The organism is Aliivibrio sp. 1S175, from assembly GCF_001690985.1.
In the GTDB taxonomy this organism is placed as follows: domain Bacteria; phylum Pseudomonadota; class Gammaproteobacteria; order Enterobacterales; family Vibrionaceae; genus Aliivibrio.
Map to the genome: position 1 here is coordinate 338,531 of NZ_MAJS01000079.1, position 24,962 is coordinate 363,492.

General features: G+C 38.4%; 22 protein-coding genes. 12 read left to right on the forward strand and 10 right to left on the reverse strand.

Annotation, left to right across the window (positions count from 1 at the left end; genetic code table 11):
* Positions 1 to 16 precede the first annotated feature (16 nt).
* The 4 genes from surE to rpoS are packed head-to-tail and all read left to right on the forward strand — an operon-like array spanning position 17 to position 3,447.
* A complete protein-coding gene (surE, locus tag A6E06_RS16765; RefSeq protein WP_065593974.1) occupies positions 17 to 778 on the forward strand; it encodes a 5'/3'-nucleotidase SurE in 762 nt (253 codons plus the stop codon).
* Positions 778 to 1,404 carry a protein-L-isoaspartate(D-aspartate) O-methyltransferase gene (locus A6E06_RS16770; RefSeq protein ID WP_065593973.1) on the forward strand — a complete coding sequence of 209 codons (627 nt, stop codon included), beginning with the start codon at positions 778 to 780 and terminating at the stop codon, positions 1,402 to 1,404. Before surE ends, A6E06_RS16770 begins: the two co-directional genes overlap by 1 nt.
* Before the next feature lie 5 nt (positions 1,405 to 1,409).
* On the forward strand, positions 1,410 to 2,426 hold the full coding sequence (locus A6E06_RS16775; RefSeq protein WP_065593972.1) for a peptidoglycan DD-metalloendopeptidase family protein: 1,017 nt from the start codon (positions 1,410 to 1,412) through the stop codon (positions 2,424 to 2,426).
* Positions 2,427 to 2,481: 55 nt separating this feature from the next.
* Complete coding sequence (gene rpoS, locus A6E06_RS16780) at positions 2,482 to 3,447, forward strand: RNA polymerase sigma factor RpoS (RefSeq protein ID WP_065593971.1); 966 nt, start codon at positions 2,482 to 2,484, stop codon at positions 3,445 to 3,447.
* Between the two features lie 81 nt (positions 3,448 to 3,528).
* Here the strand turns inward: rpoS and A6E06_RS16785 are convergent, their stop codons facing one another.
* The 4 genes from A6E06_RS16785 to A6E06_RS16800 all read right to left on the reverse strand — a co-directional run bounded on the left by A6E06_RS16785 (position 3,529) and on the right by A6E06_RS16800 (position 7,157).
* A complete protein-coding gene (locus A6E06_RS16785) occupies positions 3,529 to 4,164 on the reverse strand; it encodes a CDP-alcohol phosphatidyltransferase family protein (protein ID WP_065593970.1) in 636 nt (211 codons plus the stop codon).
* A complete protein-coding gene (locus tag A6E06_RS16790) occupies positions 4,157 to 4,804 on the reverse strand; it encodes an ATP-binding cassette domain-containing protein (protein ID WP_065593969.1) in 648 nt (215 codons plus the stop codon). Before A6E06_RS16790 ends, A6E06_RS16785 begins: the two co-directional genes overlap by 8 nt.
* 6 nt (positions 4,805 to 4,810) lie before the next feature.
* Positions 4,811 to 6,463: an ABC transporter permease gene (locus A6E06_RS16795; protein ID WP_065593968.1), complete on the reverse strand. Its 1,653-nt coding sequence runs from the start codon at positions 6,461 to 6,463 to the stop codon at positions 4,811 to 4,813.
* 133 nt (positions 6,464 to 6,596) lie between these two features.
* Positions 6,597 to 7,157 carry a DUF2301 domain-containing membrane protein gene (locus A6E06_RS16800; RefSeq protein ID WP_065593967.1) on the reverse strand — a complete coding sequence of 187 codons (561 nt, stop codon included), beginning with the start codon at positions 7,155 to 7,157 and terminating at the stop codon, positions 6,597 to 6,599.
* 430 nt (positions 7,158 to 7,587) lie between these two features.
* Here A6E06_RS16800 and A6E06_RS16805 point away from each other — a divergent pair, with 430 nt between their 5' ends.
* Positions 7,588 to 8,802, forward strand: a complete 1,215-nt coding sequence (locus tag A6E06_RS16805) for a NupC/NupG family nucleoside CNT transporter (RefSeq protein WP_065593966.1) — start codon at positions 7,588 to 7,590, stop codon at positions 8,800 to 8,802.
* A 97-nt stretch (positions 8,803 to 8,899) separates the two neighbouring features.
* Here A6E06_RS16805 and A6E06_RS16810 read toward each other — a convergent pair whose 3' ends face one another.
* Together A6E06_RS16810 and metA are read right to left on the reverse strand one after the other, a co-directional pair.
* Positions 8,900 to 10,228, reverse strand: coding sequence for an anaerobic C4-dicarboxylate transporter (locus A6E06_RS16810; RefSeq protein ID WP_065593965.1), 1,329 nt, complete (start codon positions 10,226 to 10,228; stop codon positions 8,900 to 8,902).
* A 254-nt stretch (positions 10,229 to 10,482) separates the two neighbouring features.
* Positions 10,483 to 11,421 carry a homoserine O-succinyltransferase gene (gene metA / locus A6E06_RS16815; protein WP_065593964.1) on the reverse strand — a complete coding sequence of 313 codons (939 nt, stop codon included), beginning with the start codon at positions 11,419 to 11,421 and terminating at the stop codon, positions 10,483 to 10,485.
* 308 nt (positions 11,422 to 11,729) lie between these two features.
* Here metA and A6E06_RS16820 point away from each other — a divergent pair, with 308 nt between their 5' ends.
* The 4 genes from A6E06_RS16820 to cadC all read left to right on the forward strand — a co-directional run bounded on the left by A6E06_RS16820 (position 11,730) and on the right by cadC (position 15,629).
* On the forward strand, positions 11,730 to 12,176 hold the full coding sequence (locus A6E06_RS16820; protein ID WP_083190362.1) for a hypothetical protein: 447 nt from the start codon (positions 11,730 to 11,732) through the stop codon (positions 12,174 to 12,176).
* Positions 12,177 to 12,543: 367 nt separating this feature from the next.
* On the forward strand, positions 12,544 to 12,963 hold the full coding sequence (locus tag A6E06_RS16825; protein ID WP_176703444.1) for a YeeE/YedE family protein: 420 nt from the start codon (positions 12,544 to 12,546) through the stop codon (positions 12,961 to 12,963).
* 12 nt (positions 12,964 to 12,975) lie between these two features.
* The gene (locus tag A6E06_RS16830; RefSeq protein ID WP_065593962.1) at positions 12,976 to 13,398 is read left to right on the forward strand and encodes a YeeE/YedE family protein; all 423 of its coding nucleotides are present in this window, start codon (positions 12,976 to 12,978) and stop codon (positions 13,396 to 13,398) included.
* 611 nt (positions 13,399 to 14,009) lie between these two features.
* Positions 14,010 to 15,629: a lysine decarboxylation/transport transcriptional activator CadC gene (gene cadC / locus A6E06_RS16835; protein ID WP_065593961.1), complete on the forward strand. Its 1,620-nt coding sequence runs from the start codon at positions 14,010 to 14,012 to the stop codon at positions 15,627 to 15,629.
* Positions 15,630 to 15,707: 78 nt separating this feature from the next.
* On the opposite strand, the gene A6E06_RS16840 is transcribed toward cadC, so the two are convergent.
* Together A6E06_RS16840 and A6E06_RS16845 are read right to left on the reverse strand one after the other, a co-directional pair.
* Positions 15,708 to 17,177, reverse strand: coding sequence for a sodium:alanine symporter family protein (locus A6E06_RS16840; RefSeq protein WP_065593960.1), 1,470 nt, complete (start codon positions 17,175 to 17,177; stop codon positions 15,708 to 15,710).
* A 212-nt stretch (positions 17,178 to 17,389) separates the two neighbouring features.
* Positions 17,390 to 17,695, reverse strand: a complete 306-nt coding sequence (locus tag A6E06_RS16845) for a hypothetical protein (RefSeq protein WP_065593959.1) — start codon at positions 17,693 to 17,695, stop codon at positions 17,390 to 17,392.
* Positions 17,696 to 17,833: 138 nt separating this feature from the next.
* Between A6E06_RS16845 and cadB the strand changes: the two genes are divergently transcribed.
* The 3 genes from cadB (at position 17,834) to pdxY (ending at position 22,370) form a co-directional block, all read left to right on the forward strand.
* On the forward strand, positions 17,834 to 19,168 hold the full coding sequence (gene cadB / locus A6E06_RS16850; protein WP_065593958.1) for a cadaverine/lysine antiporter: 1,335 nt from the start codon (positions 17,834 to 17,836) through the stop codon (positions 19,166 to 19,168).
* Positions 19,169 to 19,285: 117 nt separating this feature from the next.
* Positions 19,286 to 21,424 (forward strand): lysine decarboxylase CadA, encoded by a 2,139-nt coding sequence (locus tag A6E06_RS16855; protein ID WP_065593957.1) that lies wholly within the window; start codon positions 19,286 to 19,288, stop codon positions 21,422 to 21,424.
* A gap of 76 nt (positions 21,425 to 21,500) precedes the next feature.
* On the forward strand, positions 21,501 to 22,370 hold the full coding sequence (pdxY, locus tag A6E06_RS16860; protein ID WP_065593956.1) for a pyridoxal kinase PdxY: 870 nt from the start codon (positions 21,501 to 21,503) through the stop codon (positions 22,368 to 22,370).
* 96 nt (positions 22,371 to 22,466) lie between these two features.
* Here the strand turns inward: pdxY and A6E06_RS16865 are convergent, their stop codons facing one another.
* Together A6E06_RS16865 and A6E06_RS16870 are read right to left on the reverse strand one after the other, a co-directional pair.
* On the reverse strand, positions 22,467 to 23,540 hold the full coding sequence (locus A6E06_RS16865; RefSeq protein ID WP_065593955.1) for a hypothetical protein: 1,074 nt from the start codon (positions 23,538 to 23,540) through the stop codon (positions 22,467 to 22,469).
* Positions 23,540 to 24,589, reverse strand: a complete 1,050-nt coding sequence (locus A6E06_RS16870; protein ID WP_065593954.1) for a hypothetical protein — start codon at positions 24,587 to 24,589, stop codon at positions 23,540 to 23,542. The genes A6E06_RS16865 and A6E06_RS16870 overlap by 1 nt, the downstream gene beginning before the upstream one ends.
* Positions 24,590 to 24,962: the final 373 nt, after the last annotated feature.

The following is a 24,962-nucleotide window of genomic DNA, read 5'->3' on the forward strand; positions in this document are numbered from 1 at the left end:
AGAAGCGGAGATAAGAGTGAATAAATTACGCATACTATTAAGTAATGATGATGGTGTTTTTGCAGAAGGGATCAATACCCTCGCGGCAGTATTATCAGATATTGCGGATATTACGATTGTTGCCCCTGACCGTAATCGCTCGGGAGCATCTAACTCACTTACTCTTGAATCGCCACTTCGAGTTCGACAAATTGAACAAAATATTCATTCAGTGCAAGGTACGCCGACCGATTGTGTGCATTTTGCATTGAATGAATTAATGAAAGATGACCTCCCTGATTTAATCATTACGGGTATAAATCATGGTGCAAACTTGGGTGATGATACTTTATACTCAGGAACCGTTGCGGGGGCTACAGAAGGGCACTTTCTAGGGTTACCAGCAATAGCAATGTCTTTAGTCGGGCGCACGTATTTTGATACAGCAGCTCAAGTTGCTTTAGAGTTAGTGACAATGCATTTAAAAACCCCGCTGACTACAGAACGGGTGTTAAATGTAAATGTCCCTGATTGTGAGTATTCTCAAATTGCCTCTTGGGAAGTAACTCGCCTGGGTGCAAGGCATCATGCAGAAAGTATGATTAAAGACACCGATCCTCGAGGAGAAACCATTTATTGGTTAGGTCCCCCAGGAAAGAAACAAGATGCAGGTAAGGGCACTGACTTCTATGCAATTCAACATAACTGCGTGTCAGTTACCCCATTACAGGTAGATTTAACCGCTCATGATTCATTAGCTATGATGAGCGATTGGCTATCAATTGAGAGATCTAATTAATGCTTCATTCTCGCACTGAACTACTCGATCAATTTTTACGTCAACAAGGTATTCAAGATGAAGCGGTTTTGTCTGCTATTCGTTCTTTACCGCGTGAGCGATTTGTTCCTGAAGTGTTAGCACACCAAGCTTATCAAAATAATGCCTTGCCTATTGGGGAAGGACAAACTATCTCCCAGCCTTATATTGTTGCGAAAATGACCGAGCTACTCATGCTACAGCGAGAGTCAAATATTCTAGAAATAGGGACGGGTTCAGGTTATCAAACGGCAGTATTAGCGCAATTATTGGATCATGTTAATTCGGTTGAACGAATTAAATCACTTCAATGGAATGCAAAGCGATTATTGAAACAATTAGATATATACAATATTTCAACAAAACATGCAGATGGTTGGAAAGGGTGGAGAAATAAAAGCCCATTTGATGCAATCATTGTTACTGCGGCAGCAGAATCGATCCCGAATGATTTATTGTGGCAGTTAAAAGATGGCGGAAGATTGGTTATTCCTGTCGGAGATACCGAACAGCAGTTACTTCGAATTGTTCGTTGTGGAGATGAATTTCATTCAGAGGTCATAGAAGAAGTTCGTTTTGTTCCCTTAGTTGCAGGTGAATTAGCATAATCATAATGAAAAAAATAATAATGACACCTTCTCGTTTGTGGCTTATCGCTGCAATTTTGACTCTATTGCTTTCAGGCTGTTCTATGGGGCCTCATGGTCCTGCTCCTGTGTCTAGTGTAAATAAATCCAGTTCATCTTATGGTGGGGCAGAACGTGGCAGCTATAGAGGCAGTTATTATCGAGTAGAAAAAGGGGATACGTTATATTTTATTTCTTATGTTACTAATAAAGATGTCAAAGAGCTGATTGCTTATAATGAATTAAAAGCACCTTATGTTATTCACCCAGGACAAAAACTAAAATTGTGGGGGCCTAAATATATAGCTCCTGCTTATGGTGATGATGGGCATTTAGTTAGTAAGGCCGACAGCTCTAAATCGACTAGTACAGCTGCCGTTGCCGTTGTTCCTATCGCTAATAATAAACCGAGTACGAAAGCTAAACCAACTGTGTCGGCTAGCACAAAATCATCACCAGCACAAAAACAAAGTGCAAAAAAGGTTGAAAACACAAAATCTAAGGAGTATGTTAAATCTAACAAGTCGGTAACAACTGCAACATCAAAACCGACAGTTAAAGCTAAACCGGTAGCTAAACCGGCAGCTAAACCAAAACCAGTACCTAAACCTAAATCAGTAGAAAAAAAATCGGAAAAGGTAGATTCATGGTTATGGCCAACAAAAGGGCGAGTAATCGCTAAGTTCTCAACAGGAGACCAAGGAAATAAAGGGATAGATATTGCAGGCCAACGAGGTCAAGACATCATATCTACCGCAAAAGGAACAGTGGTTTATGCAGGTAACGCCTTAAGAGGTTATGGAAATTTAATTATTATTAAACATAACGAAAATTATTTAAGTGCTTATGCTCACAATGAATCACTGTTTGTTAAAGAAGGCCAAAGTATCAATGCGGGACAAAAAATTGCATCAATGGGTAGCTCAAGTACGAGCAGCGTTCGTTTGCATTTTGAGATCCGTTTTAGAGGGAAATCGGTAAATCCACAACGATATTTGCCATAACAGGGATGACATAGCTGAGTTGTAATGTCTTGCTGGCTCGCCATGGGGAGGCGCTATGAGTAAAAGCAATGCAGTAACTAAAAATGAAGAATTTGATTTAGACGTAGTTGATGATGCTGAGCTAACCAAAATTCAAGAAACGGAATCTGAACGTCTTGAGGTTAGCAGTTCGCAGAAAGTAATGGATGCAACTCAACTTTACTTAGGTGAAATTGGATTTTCGCCACTCTTAACAGCAGAAGAAGAAGTTTACTTTAGTCGACTTGCCCTAAAAGGTGATATGGCAGCTCGTTCTCGAATGATTGAAAGTAACCTTCGATTAGTAGTAAAAATAGCTCGTCGTTATAATCACCGTGGCCTTGCTTTATTAGATTTAGTTGAAGAGGGCAACCTTGGTTTAATCCGAGCAGTTGAAAAATTTGATCCAGAGAGAGGCTTCCGCTTTTCTACTTATGCAACCTGGTGGATACGTCAAACCATTGAACGTGCCATTATGAATCAAACTCGAACTATACGTTTGCCTATTCATGTCGTAAAAGAACTTAATGTTTATTTACGTGCCGCTCGTGAGCTTTCACAAAAGCTTGATCATGAACCGACACCTGAAGAAATTGCAGAGAAACTAGATAAACCAGTCAGTGACGTAAGTCGTATGCTGCGTTTAAATGAAAGAGTTGCTTCTGTAGATTCGATGGTTGCTGGTGAATCAGATAAAGCGTTATTAGATATTTTACCTGATACTAAAAATAGTGATCCTGAATCTGAAACACAAAAAAATGATATTAATGCTTCTTTGGTTGGTTGGCTTGGTCAACTAAACCCTAAGCAAAAAGAAGTTGTTGCTCGTCGTTTTGGTTTATTAGGATATGAAACGGCAACGTTAGAACAGGTAGGTAAAGAAATAGGGTTGACTCGTGAGCGTGTGAGACAAATTCAAGTTGAGGGGTTACGACGTTTAAGAGAGATCATGACCCAACAAGGTTTGAATATGGAAACTCTGTTTGCTGTTGAAGAGTATTAATCGCTAATTTATAGCTATAACTCAGTTTAATAAAAGAATAAAAGCCCCAGTAAGTGAATTACTGGGGCTTTTTCTTTTTTATTAGAGTTGGTGTTCATCCTGTTTTTCATTTTCTTTTAATGTATGAAATCCTGACCAAATTCGATTAAACGTTGTAATCCAACATAGCGCTGAATAAATGTAAGCAATTAAAGTAAAATGCTCTGGAAATAAACAGAATAAAATAAAGCAACCAATGGTCTCAGTACCTTCAGTTAAGCCACTCATGTAATAAAGAGATTTGTTTTTATACACGGGGTTATCAATGTTTCTTTTCCCCGCCATGATAGCAAAAGCTAAGAAACTACTGCCTGTTCCAATAAAAGAGAAAATAATTAGAGCGCCAGCAATCGCATTTTGCTCTGGGTTTGCTAAAACAAATCCAAATGGAATTAGGGAGTAAAAAAGAAAATCTAAGCTGATATCTAGAAATCCCCCTGAATCAGTAATTCCAGTAATCCGAGCTAAAGCGCCATCTAAACCATCACAAATTCGGTTTAATAAAATAAAGATCAGCGCAATATTATATTCTTGAAGTAATAATGCAGGAAAAGCTAAGCAGCCTAAAATAAAACCAAATAATGTTGTTTGGTTTGCGGTAACGCCCAGCTTATGCAATCCGGAAGCTGAGATGGATAACGGTTTTCGAATAACTTGAATACTGAATTTATCAAGCATGATTTATCTCCATTGGCCAAAAGAATTGTTGGCTCTCCTTTGGAATATCGTCACTGTCATGAGTAACTAATAATGTAGGGATGTCCGCTTCCGCCAATTGCTCAAATACCCAGTCTCGAAATTGGATACGTAGTGCTTTATCTAATTTACTGAAAGGCTCATCTAGCAAGGCAACATCGGGTTTTGCTAATAGCATTCTAACTAAGCTTATTCTTGCTCGTTGCCCACCTGAGAGTTGGTTTGGGAATGCATCAGATAATTGTTCTAATTGAACGTTTTTAAGTGCTTGCATTGCTTCTTTTTTTCTTTGTATGCCTTTGACTTTATTGGGTAAAGCAAATGCAAGGTTTTCCCAAATACATAAATGAGGAAACAGAAGATCTTCTTGAAATAATATCCCTACTTTTCGTTCGTGAGAAGGGGTTTTATTAACTCGCTTTCCATTAACCGTAATCTCACCTGAATAACTAAAATCACAACTTAAATGTCCAGCAATGACGTTTAATAATGTAGATTTACCACAACCGCTTGGGCCCATAACACTAAGCACTTCTCCTTTATCGATAGAGAAAGAGTAATCCGTTAATAAAGGAACGCCATGATTAGTGAGAATGCTGAGATTTTTTATTGATAGGCTCATTACCTGTCACATTCCTTGTTTTAGATTTAAATGAGAACGATGAGAGTAGAATCGTCCGATGAAGATAGCCAAGCTAAAGAAGATGAACGGTAACAGCGCTTGCCATAATCCATACAGGGCTGTAATTCGACGGTCGAAACCACTAGAGAGGGCAACCGCTTCTGTCGTTAATGTGATAACTCTGCCTGCACCAAGCATTTGTGTTGGTAGGTATTGAGCCAAACTCACGCTGATGCCTATTGCCCATGCGTATAAAATAGCGGGAAGCAACAAAGGAAGTTTTATTTTTATCCAACAGTGCCATGGAGATTTACCAAGGCTTAATCCTGTTTGAATCAGACGTTGATCAAAACTGCGCCATGGCCCATCTAAAGCAAGAAAAATATAAGGGAATGAAAAAAATACGTGCGCCCAAAGAACCCAAAACCAATATGACTCACTTGAAAAGTAAAGAGCACTTACTTGCAAACCAAATAATAAAGAGAGTTGAGGCACTAACATTGGAACGGCAATTAATAGCGGGGGGATATGCCAGCGATGTTTGATTTTAAATTCATGCCCAAGTAATGAAAAGGCAAGCGCGATAGTCGCTGACACTGTGGCGATAATAACGCTGTCCATTATGACGGGCAGTAAGCTTGTCCACTCATTATCCCAAAAACGAAGAGTAAAAACGCTTGGCAATAGATCGGGGAAACGCCACCGTTGGGCAAAACTCCATAGCACCATGATGGGTAATGATAAAATAATTATGCCAGCAATCGTGACGAAAAAAGATAAGCCAGGTAAGCGAAACCCCATTCGACCAGATATTTGCCAGTGGCGACAGTGTGTTGTTATTGCCCATTCTAATAAGCGGTGCAGTCCAATAAGTAATAAACATAGAAACAGAAGAATTATTGCCCCTGCCCCCGCTCTTGGTTGTAATTGAATGTCAGGATCGGTAAACCATTGCCATACTAAAACAGCAAAGGTTGGTGGGTTGGTTGAGCCAATAATTAAGCTGACATCAACCACTGATACGCTATAAGCAATGATAGCCAATAAAGGAAAACGTGCCTTTTTTAGCCATTGTGGGAACACACATTTCCACCATATTTGATGGCGCTGATAGCCTAGACTAGCGGCTACCTTTGTTGTTTTATCTATATTGAGTTGTTGCATAATAGGAATGCTCATTAAAAGAAGAAAAGGCACTTCTTTAATAATGAGCATTAAAATCAAACCGATATTGATTGAATCATTAATAATAATTGGAAAATTAACGTTACCAATAGGATTAAGCAGTCTGGCAAGCATCCCTGTAGGAGAAAATAAAAAAGCAAAACCAATAGCGAAAGCGACATGAGGCATAGCAAGTAACGGGGAGAGTAAAAATTCTATTTTTTTCCAAACAGGAAGTTTCCACGTACTTTGTAAAATAATAAAAGTAAGTAAAGCGGTAATAAGAGTACTGATAAAAGCGCTACTTAGGGTTAAAAATAGAGAGTGCCAAACTCCGCTCCATTCAAAAACAGAAACGTAGCCCTCTAGAGACAGATTATGTAAACCAATAGGAGGCATATAGCTGAAAGAGGCGCTAAGTACGCCAACTATTCCGGGCAGAATAGGAAGGATGCATACAATAACAAGGAAAATATAAAAAAGAGGGAATATCATTGTCTTGTTATTCATGCCTTAAGTAAAAATAAATAAACGATTCGACTAGGATTATAGGATTGTCCCATATCGTATTGATGATGTATTGAATAAGACTAAAAGTAAACTAAATAGTTCATTTTTATCTGTGGCGTTAATGTTGATAATTGGATTTATTACCAATATCAAAATGAAGTGGCATTTTCCATTTCTGAATAGCTAAAAAAAGAAAAATAACGCCAGCGATGGTCAAACAAATTAATGAGATAACCCATTTTTCCATAGCAAGCATGAAGGTAGCAGCACATAACAGAAATGGAATAAATTTCAAACCTAACACCTTGAAACAAAATGATTCTTTTAATGCTATTCCTGAAAACGTAACAAAAAGAAAGCCAATAGCAATCCAAACTAAATGGCTACCAATGAGTAAACTTAATAGAACTAGGCCAATCCAAGCTGACCAAGTAATGACGATTCTTATTTTTTTATCATAAACATGTAAGTTAGCTGCGCTCATAGCAGAAGAGATCGCAAGAGTAATAAAGGCAAATTCTTTTAATGATCCATCAATTAAGATCAGTGACATATCGTTAGCGATAGTAAGGCTGCATAAAAAGAGTGAAAAAGAAAATAATGTAATACCTAAACGGTAAGTAATGACACTGACTTTATCTAGAGAGTCTAATGTCTCGACATGTTCTGTATTTGCCATGTTAAGGACCTAATGTAGAGATTTCATTATTAACTTTAGCATGCTCAGTGAATGTTTATTGTGTGAATTTCGTTGAAAATGTTTAATTTTATCCCATTCATCAAGGTTTACTTTTCGTATTTGTAATTATTTGCTGTGAATGTTTTTCTAATAAGTAAAAATAGTAATTTTCATCACATAAAAGATGATTTTAAATCTGCGAGATGTATACTCCTTCCCCCAATACAAGCCGTCACATGGAACAGTGAATGACCCCAAGGACTCGGACCAGCTACTGTTAAACAGCTTGTAAAGGAACCCAAATGAACATCTTTTTATCTAATGTTATTCCGTCTTCTTGGAGTAACTATTTTATACCTCTATCGTCATCTACTATGGCGAGTCCTTTCGTTTCTTCATATTTACCTCAATTTATTAAATAGGCATTATTATGACCATTTTATTTAGCCTTATAGGCATGTGCGCGCTTATTTTTTGCGCGTGGGTATTTTCAGAGAAGCGTTCAGCTATCAATTGGAAAACCGTCCTTAGAGCCCTTTTTTTACAACTTTCTTTCGCGGCTCTTGTTCTTTATTTTCCTTGGGGACAAATGGCGTTGGCATCGCTAAGTAGCGGGGTATCGAGTTTATTGGGTTTTGCGGATGAAGGCATTGCCTTTCTATTCGGTGATTTAGCTTCAACTGGTTTTATCTTCGCAATTCGTGTCCTACCAATCATCATCTTCTTCAGTGCGTTAATCTCCGCTTTATATTATTTAGGTATCATGCAAAAAGTCATTGCTGTATTGGGCGGTGCAATCCAAAAATTCCTAGGTACTAGTAAAGTTGAGTCATTAGTTGCGACGGGTAATATCTTTTTATCTCAAGGTGAATCTCCTCTACTAATTCGTCCATTCTTACCTCAAATGACACGTTCAGAGCTCTTTGCTGTAATGGTCGGTGGTATGGCATCGGTAGCTGGTAGTGTTCTTGGTGGTTATGCTGGTCTAGGTGTTGAATTAAAATACTTAATTGCAGCAAGTTTTATGGCGGCACCTGGCAGTTTATTGATGGCTAAGATCTTAGTTCCTGAACAAGAAACTCCGGTTGACCAACATGAATTAGCCATTGATAAAAGTGAACAAAGTAACGTGATTGATGCGTTAGCAAGCGGCGCAATGAACGGTATGAAAATCGCAGTGGCGGTAGGTACAATGTTGATCGCGTTTGTGAGTGTGATAGCTATGCTAAACAGTGGTCTAGAAATGGTTGCTGAATGGTTTGGTTTTGCTGGCGTGACATTACAAACTGTTTTTGGTTACTTATTTGCACCAGTTGCTTGGATTATCGGTATTCCAAAATCTGAAATGGTAATGGCTGGTTCTTATATTGGTCAAAAAGTGGTATTGAACGAGTTTGTTGCGTTTATTGATTTTGTTCAGCATAAAGATCAATTGTCAGCATACAGCCAAGTTATTATTACTTTTGCATTGTGTGGTTTTGCGAACGTGAGTTCTATTGCGGTTCAACTCGGTTCAATTGGTATTATGGCACCAGAGCGTCGTGCAGAAGTGGCAAATATGGGTTTTAAAGCGGTACTAGGTGGTACGTTAGCAAACTTAATGAGTGCGTGTTTAGCGGGTCTGTTCTTTAGTTTATCACTGTAAGATAATTAAATATAAAAAGCCCGTGATGCTTGTTTTATTAACAGTGCACACGGGCTTTTTGTTATCTATCATTTATTAATTGTGTTTAATTCCCACGTTAGCCAATGACAATTTGACCTAAGACGTAACCAAGCATACACGCAGAAATGACACCAATTAAGCCAACGGACATAAATGAATGGTTAAAGTAGTATTTACCAATCTTTGTTGTACCTGAGCTATCAAAGTTAACCGTTGCAATGTCTGATGGGTAGTTTGGAATAAAGAAGTACCCATAAACAGCAGGCATTAAACCTATCACTAATGCAGGCTCTAAACCTAGAGCAAGACCAACAGGTAGCATCATACGAGCCGTTGCTGCTTGAGAGTTAACCACGACAGATACAATGAATAATGCTAAAGCAAATGTCCATGGGTGAAGCGTAACCATATCTACGATGCCAGCTCTAAATTGAGGCATAGCATATTGGAAGTAAGTATCAGACATCCAAGCGATACCAAAGATTGCAATCGCCGCAACCATTCCTGATTTGAATACCACACCATTAGGTACATCGCGAGGATCTGTTTTTGTTGCTAATAGAATCACACCACCAAACGCCAGCATCATCATCTGAATTACGACGGACATTTTGATTGGTGCACCGCCCTCTGTAATCGTTCTAACTTCAGGCCACATAGCGATGATAACGATAGATACAATCGCACCCAAAAAGATCAGTACCGCATTGCGCGCTTTAGTTGGCAGTTGTTCATCTAGAGAGGTTGATGTTGTATTTAAGATTTTTTCACGCCAAACAGGATCTTTTAAACGAGCTTGGTATTCTTCATCATCATCTAATTCTTTACCACGACGTAAGCTGTAAAGAGCGAGCATTAGCGTACCAAATAACGTAGAAGGCACGGTTACCATCAAGATAGACATTAAGGTAATTGAAGCATCTATATCGACTAATTGTGCTAGATAATAAACCACCGCGGCTGAAAGAGGTGAGGCAGTAATCGCAATTTGAGAAGCAACAGATGCCGCCGCCATTGGGCGCTCAGGACGAATGCCATTTTTTAAAGCAACATCACCAATGATTGGCATAATAGAATACACGGCATGGCCTGTACCTAGTAAGAATGTCATTGCATAAGTAACAAAAGGCGCAATGATAGTGACGCGTTTAGGATTCTTTCTTAAGATCCGCTCTGCCACTTGTAACATATATTTTAGGCCGCCAGCCGCTTCTAAAATAGAAGCACAAGTGACTACAGCTAAAATGATTAACATTACGGTGACTGGTGGTGAGGTTGGCGGCATTTTGAAGATAAATACTTCAATAACTAAGCCAATCCCAGAGACTACCCCTAGACCTATTCCACCAAATCGGGAACCGATATAAAGCACGAGTAACAAAAAGAGAAATTCAAAATACAACATAGAGCCACCTGCATAAATGCAATTTATAATTAAAATCAACTACAGGCATTAATACCTTATATTTCATAGGGTTTTATTGAGCAAGTTCTCATTTGGTTTGTTGTTGGTTTTATAAATAGAGGATATGTTGATCTGAATTAAATGAAAGGTCATTTTTTATAAAAAAACAAAAAAATGGGCGCTATCTATCAGAATTTTCTGGTTATTATATGCTGGGAATAGGTGTTAATCAGATGATTAACACCTAATAAATATTAATCTCGGGTAAAGTTTTGCTCTGAAAAATGGTCCAAGTCGTATGGTGTTTGTTGGTAAACACAGTAATTTAACCAATTAGAAAACAACAAATGACCATGGCTACGCCATGTTGCTTTGGGTGGGATCTCAGGGTTGTCACCAGGGTAGTAATTGAGTGGTATTGTTGGTTCCATGCCTTCACCTAAATCACGAACGTACTCATGATGCAGAGTGAATGAATCATACTCAGGGTGGCCTGTGACAAACACATTTCGCTTATCTTTGGTTGAAGCAAGGTATACACCAGCTTGTTCAGATGTTGCTAGAATATCCAGATCAGTGTGTTCATTCAGGTAATCTGCAGAAAAATCAGCGTAACGAGAATGAGGTGCTAAAAATTCATCATCAAAACCACGTAAAATAGGGTGGTGTTGGTCAAGATTATCATGCTTATATACCCCTGATAATTTCTCTTTACGGGTGCGTTTGGGTAAATCATAAAGCAGTTTTAGCCCTGCTTGAGCAGCCCAACAGACATATAAGCTAGAAGTAACATGGTCTTTTGCCCACGTCATGATGGTTTGTAGGTGATCCCAATAAATGACATCTTCAAACTGCACTAATCCCAGTGGAGCCCCCGTAATGATCAGTCCATCAAAATTTCGGTTTTTAATACCTTCAAATTGGCGATAAAAGGTATCTAAATGCTCAGTTGGCGTATTTTTACTGGTGCGATTATCTATACGTAATAGCTCAACATCCACTTGTAATGGGCTATTTGATAGTAAGCGTAAAAATTGTGTTTCGGTTTCAATCTTCTTTGGCATCAAATTTAAAATGATCACTTTAAGAGGACGAATGGCTTGCGTGGTGGCGCGAGATTCTTGCATGATGAAAATGTTTTCTTCACGTAATACTTCGGCTGCTGGGAGTTGGTCTGGTATTTTTATTGGCACAACTTATCCTTAAGTTATTTCTTATTTGTAGCGTTCTATACGTCTATACACCTAAGCTACCTTATTATGAATAGTGTGTCGATAGTAGAAAGGGATCCTATATACCCTTTCGATATTTATTCACTTTATTATTTAATAGGTAATTGAAAAGCCAATCTGGGCTATTTGCTCGACTTTTTGTATTAATTCCTAGCCATTAAATCGTATTGCCAATATTTATGTAAAAATGTTTTACGTTTCAGCTATCTTGTTAGCCTTCAGAATATAGTTAGAATCAATGGCATACCAATAAGGTATTATCTATATATATCAACAACCTGTTGATTGAAAAGGTAACGTATTCCTCGATGAGAATTATAGAAATGACAACATTAACAGAAAAATCAGGCATTACTCTTATTAAATCTGGCAGCTTTAAATTAAATGATCTTAGCCAATTACTAAATGTATCAGGTCTGAAAAGTGATATGGCAGAAGTGGCTGTAACTAACAATACAAACTCATTAACTATGGGGCATTTTACAATGTCTCCAGGTGTTGAATTTGAATATTTCTATGATTCAGTAGAATACAAAGTAATTACTAAAGGTAAGATTGTAGTACGTGATGTAGATGGCAATAAATATGTTGCTGAAGTAGGCGACGTACTTTTATTCTCTCCAGATGTAACCGTTATTTTTGATGCAGAGAGTAATGGCGAAGCAATTTATACCGCTCATCGTCAAGCTGCAGAAGATTTTGCACCAGCTAAATAATTAAAAATTAATTAATGTTTAAAAGGGCTTCTTACTAATAATCAAAATTGGTAAGCAAGCCCTAATTGACTCGTTATTATAGGAAATAATCTCAGCATTAAATACTCGATTCATAGCGACCTCTCGCCCCTACGGAAACACTTCCTGCAACATCACCAACCGACCATTACAATCTTAATCATTTGTTATTTACCTTACCCACAGTGAAAAAGAGTTCTTTTTTTGTTCATTAGTTTTGACTACAGCACTTTAAATTAGCCTTATCTAATATTTCTCTTGTTAAATTTGATTTTGCTAAATAAGTATTGACTAATATACCGTTCGTACGTATTCTTATCAATATGTTCAAAAAACAAACTAATGAGTAATAATGATGACTATTCCATGGGACTCTCTATTTGGCGGAATGCTGTTAGGTGTATCTGCTACTTTACTACTTTTATTCAATGGTAAAATTGCGGGTATTAGTGGTGTACTTACGGGATTAATGACACCGAAAAAACGTGATTACGCGTGGCGATGGCTATTCGTGCTTGGCATGATAAGTGGTGGTATCGCAGGTGTGCACTTTTTAGGCGCAGAGGTTCCTAGTGAATATTCAACGACGACAGGAATGCTTATTATCGCAGGATTACTCGTCGGGATAGGCACACGCTTAGGTAATGGTTGCACAAGTGGTCATGGTATTTGTGGTATTGGGCGTCTTTCAGTTCGCTCAATAGTTGCCACATGTATATTTATGGCAGCTGCTGCGATTACCGTTTTTGTTCGTCTTCATTTACTTTAATAGGAGTAAGGTATGAATAATGTATTGTTTCGTTTAGTTGCTCTTATTTCTGGTGTGTTGTTTGGTCTTGGTATGGTGATATCTGGTATGGCAGATCCCCAAAAAGTCATTGGTTTTTTAGACATCGTAGGGCAGTGGGATCCAAGCTTAATGTTTGTGATGGGAGGAGCGTTACTTGTCTTTATGCCTGCTTATTTCCTCTTGATAAAGCCTAAATCAAAACCTGTGAACGCAGAAGAATTTTGCTTATCAACCAATACTACAATAGATAAGCGATTAGTTACGGGTGCTGCTATTTTTGGATTAGGCTGGGGTATTGCTGGTGTATGCCCAGGACCTGTTGTGTCTAGTCTTGCTTTAGGTAATATGGATGTCATTGTTTTCTTTATTGCTATGATTGCAGGCTTAGGAATTACTCATAAAATGAGCCAATAGAAAATAAAATAGCTTTCCATTATATCTCTCATCCTAAAAGACATTGAAATAAGGCGTTCACAGCTAAAGTGAGCGCCTTTTTTATGCTTGTGACTTTTAGTTAGTAAGTATAGATTTGGCGTTCATGCTTTTCTTGAATAACGTCACAAGCTATGTTTAATAGTGAAATTCTTAATGATGGATATATTAGTTGTGTTTTTAGGTTTATTTATCTTTATTATCCACACATTATTCAAGGTTATAAGTTGATAAAAGTTGATCTGTTTACATTCTATTTATGTTGCGTTAATAATTAGTAAGTTTCATTAATATTAAAGATAAGGATATTAATGAGAAAAATGATGTTCTTATGTTATTTGATTTATCTGTGTTTTTTATTAAAGCCTTATATATCAGCCTATTAAATTATTTTCTGAATGGTGTTTATAGGGCGGATCTTGATGGATCCTAAGATTCCATTTTTGATATGGTAATAACATATCCTCGAATAAATAGTTTATTTATAATCCCCCTCTCTTTCATAAATAGTATTTTAATTAATCGTGAATCTTTATCTTTTGAGATGTGTAGGCTATTTATATTAATAACGATTTAACACTAATGAGTATCTTATGGTTGGATTATGTTTTCAAATTAATGACTGGACTCTTGTCATTGAAGAAAATAAATTATATCGCCAAGATAGGGAAGTCTCTGTTGAGCCACGTTTAGTTAATCTATTACGTTTTCTGGCTCAGCATTCAGGTGAAGTTTTTTGTCGAGATGAGCTCATTAATCAGGTTTGGGATGGGGCATTTGTAACAGATCAAGTCGTCACCCAGTCTATTTTTGAGTTACGTAAGATCTTAAGAGACGGTCGATTAGATAACGCAAGGTATCTTGTGACCGTACCAAAGCGTGGTTATAAGTTAGTCGCGGAAACAAAACTGATTAATTTTGAAGATACAGAGTTTTGGAAAGCTAGCGATCGTACTACGTTTTCAACGGGAGCTCCTACTTCTCAATCAGATTTTCAAAATAAAGCGCTAGAAAGAGAAGAAGAGGAAAAGCACCCTGATCTTTCTTTTCCTTCAGGCCCACTTACTCGAGCTATGACGACGATATCTAAAGACGTCGAAAAAGAGAAAAGTAAGCAAGGTTCTAGTTTTAATTCTTTCCATCGTTGGAAATTACTCGCTTTTGATGCCTTTCTTGTGTGCATTATTATTACCGTCATTATATCGACAACGTATCAAGAATCGGCGACACGTATAACAAAGGCTATTGATATCGATCTAATTCAATTTAGCTACCATGAAAGTCGAAATCAAAAAGATGATACTGCGTTTTTAGCTGATGGGATCAGCCAAAAATTAATGGCAGATATAGCCAGTGTTGGCAATTATCGTGTTCAATTAGATAAAACGGTATTTACTACGGGGATATTACCGGGAAAAGTAGTGAATGTTAGAGTCGAAGAACAACAAAATAAAACCTATTTGGATATTGAATATCGCAGTAATACGTCAAATAAAGTGCTGTTTAGTCGCCAATATAGAATGAAAAATACAAACCTAGATGATGTATTACGTCAATCATCTTTGGATTTAATGAGAGCATTAGGTATCTCAGTATCTAAAGAACAAATTGATATCCTAATGCTTGGTTTGCCTAAAGAAGAGGGATTGCTTGAAATGTTAATTCAAGCGAACCATTACATTAATCAACCCGATCCTGAGTTGTTTGAACAAGGTATTAGACTACTAGAAAAAATATCAGTACAAGAACCGGATAATGGCTACATATTAGCGGAGTTATACATTGCTTATAATGCATTTTCTGCGCTTAATCCTGAGCTGGAATTAAATGATAATACGTTGAAAATTGAAAGTTTAAGCCAAGATCTTGTTGCTGGTTATACGAATAATACGGAGGCAATACAACCAACCCGTATTTATGAAGCGTTAGCTATGAATGCGATTAAACAAGACGAAAAAGAAGAAGCTCAGAAGTACCTCAATTTGGCTTTTCAAAGAAGAGAATCTGCTTTTTCTTTTATACTTCAAGGTAAGTTGGCTGAATTAAACGGCAATTTAGAGCAAGCAGGGGATGCATATAGTCGAGCATTCTATATGGATACATCGTTAGAAACGTATACATTAAGTGAAAATTTAGTCTTTTATAGTGACTTAGAAACGGTTGCTTATTTCATGTATAGAGCGGTGACACCAAGTGAAATTCGATTAATGTAATCATCATGCTGTTGGAAATAAAAAAGCCCGTCGTAAGAGATACGACGGGCTTTTTTCATTTATGATTTAGGAAAGTATTTATGCTTTCTTTTTCTTTGGGTGCCATGCACCTTCTAAATCATCAAGTTCTGGGAACTTAGTACGATCAAACTCTGGCGTTTTACCCGCTTTAAGTTGAATTTCGTAATCTTTAATGATCTTGATAGCCAACTTAGAAAGTAGGATTAATGCAATGATGTTGATTAACGCCATCATGCCCATAGAGGCATCAGCTAGACTCCATACCACAGGTAGAGAAGCGACAGAGCCAAACATTACCATGCCAAGAACACACAGACGGAAACCAAATAGGCCTTTCTTAGAGTTACCATTCAAGAACATTACGTTTGTTTCAGCGTAGCTGTAGTTCGCAATGATAGAAGTGAAACAGAACAGAAGAATAGCCAGTGCCATAAAGTAGCTTGTCCAACCGCCTAACTCATTGGTTAGTGCTTGTTGAAGAAGGCTGATACCAGTTGCAGCATCAGGTTGGTCCATTACGCCAGAAAGCATAATCATTGCAGCAGAAGCCGTACAGATAACGATTGTATCGACAAACACACCTAGCATTTGCACAAAACCTTGTGATGCAGGGTGGTTAGGGTTTGGTGTAGCACTTGCTGCGATGTTAGCAGCTGAACCCATACCGGCTTCGTTCGAGAACAGACCACGAGCGATACCAGATTGCATTGCTTGCGCGATAGTATAAGCAACACCACCCGCCGCGGCTTCTTGCCAACCGAATGCGCTCTTAACGATAAGCGTTAATACTGCAGGAACTTCAGTAATGTTCATTACGACGATGATTAATGCAATGGCAAGGTAACCAATCGCCATTACAGGAACAATTTTAGATGATGCAGTAGCTACACGACGTAACCCACCCATAATGAAGAAAGCAGATACAGCAACAATGACAACACCCATGATGGTTTTATCAAAACCAAATGAGTGATTTAACGCGTCAGTAATTGTGTTTGCTTGAACAGCATTAAAGACCAAACCAAATGCGATGATTAAGAAGATAGAGAAAAGTGTGCCCATCCAGCGTTGGCCTAGGCCTTTTTCCATGTAAAAAGCTGGGCCGCCACGGTATTGACCGTCAACGTCTTTCACTTTGTACACTTGCGCTAGTGTTGATTCAATGAATGCTGTCGCCATACCAAATAGAGCAATCACCCACATCCAGAAGATAGCACCAGGGCCTCCCACCGTTAATGCCACTGCCACACCTGCCATGTTACCCGTTCCCACGCGAGCTGCCATAGAGGTACAAAATACTTGATAAGAGCTGATGCCGTTTTCGATTTCTTGGCCGCTGCGTAAGATTTTAACTGAATGTCCAAGTTGGCGAAGCTGAATGAAGCCAAGACGTACTGTGAAGTAAACCCCCACACCAACAAGAAGGTAAACGAGAACTTGTCCCCAAAGAAGGCCATTGATCACACCAATAACGGACATCAATGCCTCGTTTATTGACTCAATTAGCGGTAAATCTGTGTTTGTCATGAAATTTCCTTATTATTAATCGTTAATTTATTTTTCTTAAATAATGGATAACGAAATGCCAATCTTTAAGAAATATAAGTAACTTTGTTATAAAGTTGTATAAAATATCGTTTGCTAAGGATTCGCGGCGATTAATATAGTTCAGTCAGCTTTGTATAGTCAATAATAATGAAACAATATGTCGTACTTTTTTTACGAATAAACATAATTATTTACAACATTTCGTTTTCATTTTTCTCTCTTTTATTATTTTTGTATTCAACAAGGAAAATGGCAGCAAGCTTGACATAACGGAGAGATAAACCTTTTCCTTTCTCGGTAAATATTTCAAAGTTGATAACTTTATCTTTTTTGTTTTTTATCATTTTATCTAAATTGAAAATAATTAACTTAATGATAATTAAGTATTTTTTAAATTGTAGTTTGCGTTTTTTACTTTGCACCCTTATTTTTTTTATCATTATTTTATTGATAATTTTATCCTTATTTTTTTTCCATTCTTTGGGCGTAACCTTCATCTCAACATTCAAGCGAGATGTTGTTTATTTACCCCGATAGAGTTTGCATGACCTGTCCAGATAACACCTTGCCCCTTTAAATAAATAATTTCGTATTACGGGCTTAAATTGGTCCATTCGATAATTCCTGGAGATGTTATGGAATCGAATACAAAGAAAATTGGCTTAATAGCCTGTACGGGTGTTGTTGCCGGCAACATGATGGGGAGTGGTATTGCACTATTACCTTCTTCATTAGCAGCGGTTGGTTCAGTATCAATTTTTAGTTGGATTATCTGTTTAGTTGGTGCATTAAGTTTGGCGTTTGTTTTTGCCCGCTTAGCAACAAAGAATCCACAAGAAGGTGGCCCTATTGCTTATGCTGGTGAAGTATCTCCTGTATTTGGTTTCCAAACGGGTGTTCTTTACTACCACGCAAACTGGATTGGTAACTTAGCAATCGCCATTACTGGTGTTTCTTACTTATCTGTTTTCTTCCCTGCTTTGAATGACCCTATCCCTGCAGCTGCCGCGACGATTGCATCAGTATGGTTATTTACCCTAGTTAACTTACTAGGTGGTAGCTGGGTTAGTCGTCTTTGTACATTAGGTTTAGGTCTTATCCTTATTCCGGTTGTTGGTACAGGGGTTGCTGGTTGGACTCACTTCGATCCTGCTTTATATAGCCAAAACTGGAATGTCTCTTCAGGTACAAGTAGCCACGCTGTTATTAGTGCTGTGCTTATCTGTTTATGGTCGTTTGTTGGTGTTGAATCAGCAGCGGTATCATCTGGTATGGTAAAAAATCCAAAACGCACGGTTCCTTTAGCAACAATGCTTGGTACTGCGATTGCGGGTGTGATTTATATCCTATCAACTCAAGTAATCAGCGGTATGTTCCCAGCAGCAGAAGTGGCGGCATCAGGCGCACCATTTGCAATGGCGACCACTGAAATCTTCGGTAGCTGGTCAGCGCCATTTGTTGCTGCATTTACTGCTTTAGCATGTTTCACATCACTGGGTTCTTGGATGATGTTGGTTGGTGAAGCCGGCAAGCGTGCTGCTCACGATGGTAACTTCCCTAAAATTTACGGTGAAGTTGATAAAAACGGTGTAGCGAAAAAAGGCCTTGTACTTGCGTCGCTAAAAATGACAGCGCTAATGATTGTATTGACCGTATTCAGCTCTCAATCAGCACATACTGCTGACTTATTTAATCAGTTAACGACTGATGCCGTACTACTAACAATGCTTCCTTACTTCTATTCAAGCATTAACTTAATTCGATTCGAAGGTATGACAACACGCAGTGGCTTCACCATGTTCTTCTCTGGTATTGCTTGTGTGTTCTGCATGATTGCTCTTGCTGGTGCAGAAGGCGCAACACTGACTGCAACCTTCATCGTGTCACTTGTTATCTTAATGTTCTACGCAAAAAAAATGGGCTTGAAACAATCTGAGCAACACATCAGCACTGAAGCTACTGCCCATTAATATCACTCGATAGCGTGAACACGTAACGCTACCAACTTAATAAATTTACCCTCAGGCGCTCCACTACCTCACCATCAAAAAGATGGGGAGCGCCTTGTTTCGTCTTGGAGATATAAAATGAATATTTTTGCTATCCTAAACCACTCAGGTGTTTTCTTTAAAGAAGAGCCAGTACGCGAATTACATGCTTCTTTAGAAAAAGCAGGCTACAAAGTAGTTTACCCAGTAGACGCGCAAGATTTATACAAAATGGTCGAAATGAACCCACGAATTTGTGGTGTGTTATTTGACTGGGATAAATACTCACTAGACCTATGTACTGAAATTAATACCCTGAATGAAAAATTGCCTTTGTACGCATTTGCAAACCAACATTCAACATTAGACATTTCATTAACTGATTTACGTCTAAATCTTCATTTCTTCGAATATGCCCTAGACATGGCTGACGATATCGCGTTGAAAATCAATCAAGCGACCGAAGAATATAAAGACCAAATCATGCCTCCTTTTACTAAAGCGTTATTTAAATACGTTGAAGAAGGTAAATATACATTCTGTACTCCGGGTCACATGGGCGGCACCGCTTTCCAAAAAAGTCCTGCAGGCAGCATCTTCTATGATTTCTACGGTCCAAACGCATTTAAAGCGGATGTATCAATCTCAATGCCTGAACTAGGTTCATTGCTTGATCACTCAGGTCCTCATAAAGAAGCAGAAGAGTACATCGCTCGTACTTTTAATGCGGACAGCTCTTACATCGTAACGAACGGTACGTCTACCTCAAACAAAATTGTAGGTATGTTCTCTGCACCAGCAGGCAGCACTGTACTTATTGACCGTAACTGTCATAAATCTCTGACTCACATGATGATGATGAGTGATGTAACGCCTATTTACTTCCGTCCAACGCGTAACGCTTACGGCATCTTAGGTGGCATTCCACAAAGTGAATTCACTCGTGAAGTGATTGAGCAAAAAGTAGCAGCAACACCAAACGCAACAATGCCGGGTTATGCAGTTATTACTAACTCAACTTACGATGGTCTGTTGTACAACACTCAATACATCAAAGAAACGCTAGAAACTAAATTCATTCACTTCGACAGTGCTTGGGTTCCTTACACTAACTTCAACTCTATTTACGAAGGTAAATGTGGTATGAGTGGTGAAGCGATGCCAGGTAAAGTGTTCTATGAAACACAATCAACTCATAAATTATTGGCTGCGTTCTCTCAAGCATCAATGATCCACGTAAAAGGTGAGTTTGATAAAGAGTCGTTCAATGAAGCCTTTATGATGCACACATCAACATCACCTCAATACGGTATTGTTGCATCAACTGAAACCGCTGCGGCAATGATGCGTGGTAATACAGGTAAGAAACTGATCCAAGACTCAATTGATCGTGCGATTCGTTTCCGTAAAGAGATCAAACGTCTACAAGGCGAAAGTGAGAGCTGGTTCTTTGATGTATGGCAACCAGAAAACATCGATACAACAGAATGTTGGAAACTGGATCCTAAAGATACATGGCATGGTTTTAAAGACATCGATGATGACCACATGTACCTTGACCCAATCAAAGTAACGCTATTAACTCCAGGAATGAACGAAAATAGCGAAATGAGCGAAACAGGTATTCCTGCTTCTATTGTTGCTAAATACTTAGATGAACACGGTATCGTAGTCGAGAAAACAGGTCCATATAACCTATTGTTCTTATTCTCTATCGGTATTGATAAATCAAAAGCGATGCAACTGCTTCGTTCATTAACTGACTTTAAACGCGGTTTTGATCTAAACTTAACAGTGAAAAACTTCCTTCCTTCACTGTACAGAGAAGATCCAAGCTTCTACGAAGGCATGCGCATTCAAGAACTGGCACAAGGCATTCACGATCTAACTCGTCAATACCGTTTACCAGAACTGATGTTCAAAGCGTTTGATGTATTACCTGAACTAAAAGTAACACCACACGCAGCATGGCAAGAAGAGCTACGCGGTAATGTGGAAGAAGTGAAACTGGAAGAAATGGTTGGTCGCGTAAGTGCCAATATGATCCTTCCTTATCCTCCAGGTGTTCCACTAGTACTTCCTGGTGAAATGGTAACAACAGAGTCTCGTCCAGTACTTGATTTCTTAGAGATGCTATGTGCAATCGGTGCTCATTACCCAGGTTTTGAAACGGATATTCACGGTGTATATGCTCAAAAAGATGGCAGTTACACAGTGAAAGTATTAAAAGAAGATTAAGCCCTAGGGTTTTAAAGGATTATCGTTTATTTTAGGGCATGGAAGCCCTTACTCTACTTTAAATTATGGTGATGTTATGAAACGTATTCTTTCCATTCAGTCTCATGTTGTATTTGGTTGCGCAGGCAACAGTGCTGCGGTTTTTCCAATGCGACGAATGGGGATGGAAGTGTGGCCTATCAACACGGTACAGTTTTCAAATCACACGCAATATCAACAAGGCTGGAAGGGCATTGCAATGCCTGCTGGTCACATATCAGATTTAGTTGATGGTTTATCAGCAATTGAAGCAACTCACGTTTGTGATGCGGTATTAAGTGGTTACTTAGGATCAGCAGCGCAAGGTGAAGAAATCATCACAGCGGTACAGAAAATTAAACAAGACAATCCAAACGCAATTTACTTTTGTGATCCAGTAATGGGACACCCAGAAAAAGGCTGCATTGTTGCCCCTGAAGTGGAAGTGTTTTTTAAAGAATCTGCATTAGCATCAGCGGATATTATTGCGCCAAACTTACTTGAATTAGAAAGTTTATCTGGCATGACTATCAACACCTTAGAGCAAGTGATTGAAGCGAATAATCAACTGCTTGAAAAAGGCGTTAAGATGGTAGTGGTAAAACACTTAAGTCGTGCGGGAATTAAAAAAGATCGTTTTGAAATGCTATTAACCACCAAAGAAGGCAGTTACCACGTTTCTCGTCCTTTATATGACTTTGATGCTAAGCGTCAGCCAGTAGGGGCCGGAGATTTAATTAGTGGCGTGATGCTTGCCAATTTAATGGCGGGTTACTCTCCAATTGATGCGTTTGAACGTACCAATGCTGCGGTTGATTCAGTAATGCAAGAAACCTTCAATCGTGGTGCGTATGAACTGCAACTTATCGCATCTCAAGAGCATTTCAATACGCCAGAAATCACGGTAAAAGCAGAGAAAGTCGCTTAATTACGCGAAGAAAAACAAGCAATAATACTCTACAATAAGTAAAAAATGCATGAGCCCGTTATTCTTTTCATTAAAGAATAACGGGCTTTTTTCGTTTTATTGCTGAGCAATGTCGTTTAAAAATTGAAGGCGCTCTTTTTCTTGTTCTGACATTTGATAGGGTTCATCACTTAAGCTTGAAATATCAAAAGATAAAATTGGGAAAACAGGTTTTCGGCTTGTGCCATAACGCGTTTTCTCTCCAGGAAAGTCAGACATTTTCTCAACCGTGATATTTCGCAGCTCAAACTCTGCTACATCATTTTTAAGCACTGAACTATGTGCTTTTAGTTGAAAGACAGCATCACCTTGTGAGAGTTTCCCTTTATTTGTTAAGGAAGCAATCGGCTTTCCATCTTGTTGAAATAAGTTGGCTCTAATTCGGTAGTTACCCGACTCTTTCACTTCAATGTTCAGCGGTAATATCATATCGCTTCCCGCAGAGTTGGGCGGCTCTATTGAGTTAACATAAGCCACTGGATTTGAAAATTGAATATCCGTAGTGAGCGTATCTTTACCATCTAAAAAAGAGATTACCGCTTTAATTCTAATCTCTTGAGGCCACTCTTTTTTAGGTGAAAACTCAGTAGTTAACTCTTGTGTGTATTGAGTTGTGAGAGTTTTTCGAGTTTCTGGGTCTAATAGCTCATACTCGATATGATCAACTGCGAGCTCTGAATTAAGAGTGACAGTAATAGACTCAGGGTAAGAAAATCGATATTTATCTAAAGAGAGGGAAGCTTTATGAGAACCATCTAACACAGGGATCTTAACTTCACTGAAATGATTGGGTTCAAGATAACTTTTATCGTTAGAAAGCAGTGGCGTTGAGTAAGAAGGATAAATAATATCTGCGGCGTAAGCTTTAGATAATAAGGCAAATTGTTTGGTTAACTCTTGTGGGAAAGCCTGAGGTATCTCATCTTGTTCTTGTGGAGGTGTAAGGTCTGTTTTTGTTTGCACTACTTCTTTTTTTAATTGCCTTTCTGAAGCTGTTTTTATTTTTTGGTGAGCTTTTACTGAAGGATGATCTCCTGCCATTGTTGGGGCTGAGTTATCCTGCATTATCCAATGAAAAGTGGTGGCTGAAGTCATCAACAACGCACCAATAAATAAAGCATTCTTATTCATCACAATAAATCACTAACCAGTTCAGACATGGTTTCATTTTTTGAGTTATCAACGTACCGATATGTATTGCCGCTTAACCAATAAGTAGAATCTGTCGTACTTACTTTAATGATTGTACCATCGAGCAGTGTTTTTTGTTGGCTTACTGCCGTTACTTTACCTTGATGTTTTGTGCCTATTAATCCGCTATGGCTGTAATCATCCCCCATTAATAGTGGGTAATGATAAGGCATAAAATTAGTCACCGCTTGTGGTTGGTTTTTTATTTCCCCATCAAAAGCGAGAGTTGTTGAACAGCTTGTAAATGAGCCAGATTGACTTGAACCACAAGAAGAATGACTTGATACCACGCCATCATCTTTCCCCGGTAAGAATCCACTGGTTGATCCTAAATAGTCACTGCCTTTACCGACAAAGCGAATGCGAGGAATACGGTTATCAGGTAAAGGGGCTAATTGGCGTGCATTGGTAATTTTTAAATCATTAAGTACGCCGGTATTTCCTGCACTAGGTGTTTCACCTAGCCATAATGACATTGCATATTTTAGCGGAGCATTTAATACGCCACTGCCTTCTGAGATATTAATCGCCATATCACCCAGCTCAGAACCACCGCCTGCACCAGCAAAATCAAAGGTCGCAATAATATTAAGAGGAGCTAACCCCGCATTGGTCAGCCAGTTTTCTTGATTGTCTAACAAATAGCGAGCGACCAGATCTCCAGTAGAATGAGTCACTAAAATACAGCCATTTTGACAGGTGTTATTTTCAGAAAGAGCTTTTAATTTTGGCCATACGTAATCGCTTGAAATTCTTCCTGCAACACGTTCGTGAGAAGGCCAGTCGATACGCTCATCGGCTTTAGCTAACCAAAAATCTTGCCAATAGGTTTTTCCATCAGCAACAACCGTATCATGATTGGGCTTGGTTTGAAGTTGACCTGCTTGAAAGCCGTGGATCAAGATTATTGGGTGTTCACCTAATGCAGCCAAACTAGAAAAAGAAGTCATAGCAGTAATGAATAAAAATAGACGTGAAAATAATTTCATAAGAGTTGGCTCTTTTTTAGTAATTATATTTATAGGGTAATTGCTCAACTAAACTTTCGCAAATAGGGATATCGATTGCGTTCTCATTTATGAGGTAGTGCGCATTGGTTTCTGATTATTTAATCAATTTATGGTCATTTTAATGATTTTTGCTGTATTTATTTCTGAATGTAAATGAAGAACATATTTGAAATACCTGCTTACACACCGCAATGGTATCTCTTTCTATTATTTGGTAAAATCCGCCCGTCTTTGAATGCAGTTTCGCTGCTATCCATTAACCCATCTTGTTTATACAAGGAAGCACATCATGAACACAAGTAAACAGGAACCCCCAAGTTGGTGGTTTAACTCTTTTTCTACATGATGATCT

What these genes read in the sequence shown, in the direction of transcription:
- A6E06_RS16870 (WP_065593954.1), bottom strand. Translation starts at nt 24,589, where the DNA reads ATGAAATTATTTTCACGTCTATTTTTATTCATTACTGCTATGACTTCT.
- A6E06_RS16810 (WP_065593965.1), bottom strand. Translation starts at nt 10,228, where the DNA reads ATGTTGTATTTTGAATTTCTCTTTTTGTTACTCGTGCTTTATATCGGT.
- A6E06_RS16805 (WP_065593966.1), top strand. Translation starts at nt 7,588, where the DNA reads ATGACCATTTTATTTAGCCTTATAGGCATGTGCGCGCTTATTTTTTGC.
- pdxY (WP_065593956.1), top strand. Translation starts at nt 21,501, where the DNA reads ATGAAACGTATTCTTTCCATTCAGTCTCATGTTGTATTTGGTTGCGCA.
- A6E06_RS16800 (WP_065593967.1), bottom strand. Translation starts at nt 7,157, where the DNA reads ATGGCAAATACAGAACATGTCGAGACATTAGACTCTCTAGATAAAGTC.
- A6E06_RS16865 (WP_065593955.1), bottom strand. Translation starts at nt 23,540, where the DNA reads ATGAATAAGAATGCTTTATTTATTGGTGCGTTGTTGATGACTTCAGCC.
- A6E06_RS16790 (WP_065593969.1), bottom strand. Translation starts at nt 4,804, where the DNA reads ATGAGCCTATCAATAAAAAATCTCAGCATTCTCACTAATCATGGCGTT.
- A6E06_RS16785 (WP_065593970.1), bottom strand. Translation starts at nt 4,164, where the DNA reads ATGCTTGATAAATTCAGTATTCAAGTTATTCGAAAACCGTTATCCATC.
- A6E06_RS16855 (WP_065593957.1), top strand. Translation starts at nt 19,286, where the DNA reads ATGAATATTTTTGCTATCCTAAACCACTCAGGTGTTTTCTTTAAAGAA.
- A6E06_RS16845 (WP_065593959.1), bottom strand. Translation starts at nt 17,695, where the DNA reads ATGAAGGTTACGCCCAAAGAATGGAAAAAAAATAAGGATAAAATTATC.
- A6E06_RS16775 (WP_065593972.1), top strand. Translation starts at nt 1,410, where the DNA reads ATGAAAAAAATAATAATGACACCTTCTCGTTTGTGGCTTATCGCTGCA.
- A6E06_RS16770 (WP_065593973.1), top strand. Translation starts at nt 778, where the DNA reads ATGCTTCATTCTCGCACTGAACTACTCGATCAATTTTTACGTCAACAA.
- A6E06_RS16840 (WP_065593960.1), bottom strand. Translation starts at nt 17,177, where the DNA reads ATGACAAACACAGATTTACCGCTAATTGAGTCAATAAACGAGGCATTG.
- A6E06_RS16795 (WP_065593968.1), bottom strand. Translation starts at nt 6,463, where the DNA reads ATGATATTCCCTCTTTTTTATATTTTCCTTGTTATTGTATGCATCCTT.
- rpoS (WP_065593971.1), top strand. Translation starts at nt 2,482, where the DNA reads ATGAGTAAAAGCAATGCAGTAACTAAAAATGAAGAATTTGATTTAGAC.
- cadC (WP_065593961.1), top strand. Translation starts at nt 14,010, where the DNA reads ATGGTTGGATTATGTTTTCAAATTAATGACTGGACTCTTGTCATTGAA.
- cadB (WP_065593958.1), top strand. Translation starts at nt 17,834, where the DNA reads ATGGAATCGAATACAAAGAAAATTGGCTTAATAGCCTGTACGGGTGTT.
- A6E06_RS16830 (WP_065593962.1), top strand. Translation starts at nt 12,976, where the DNA reads ATGAATAATGTATTGTTTCGTTTAGTTGCTCTTATTTCTGGTGTGTTG.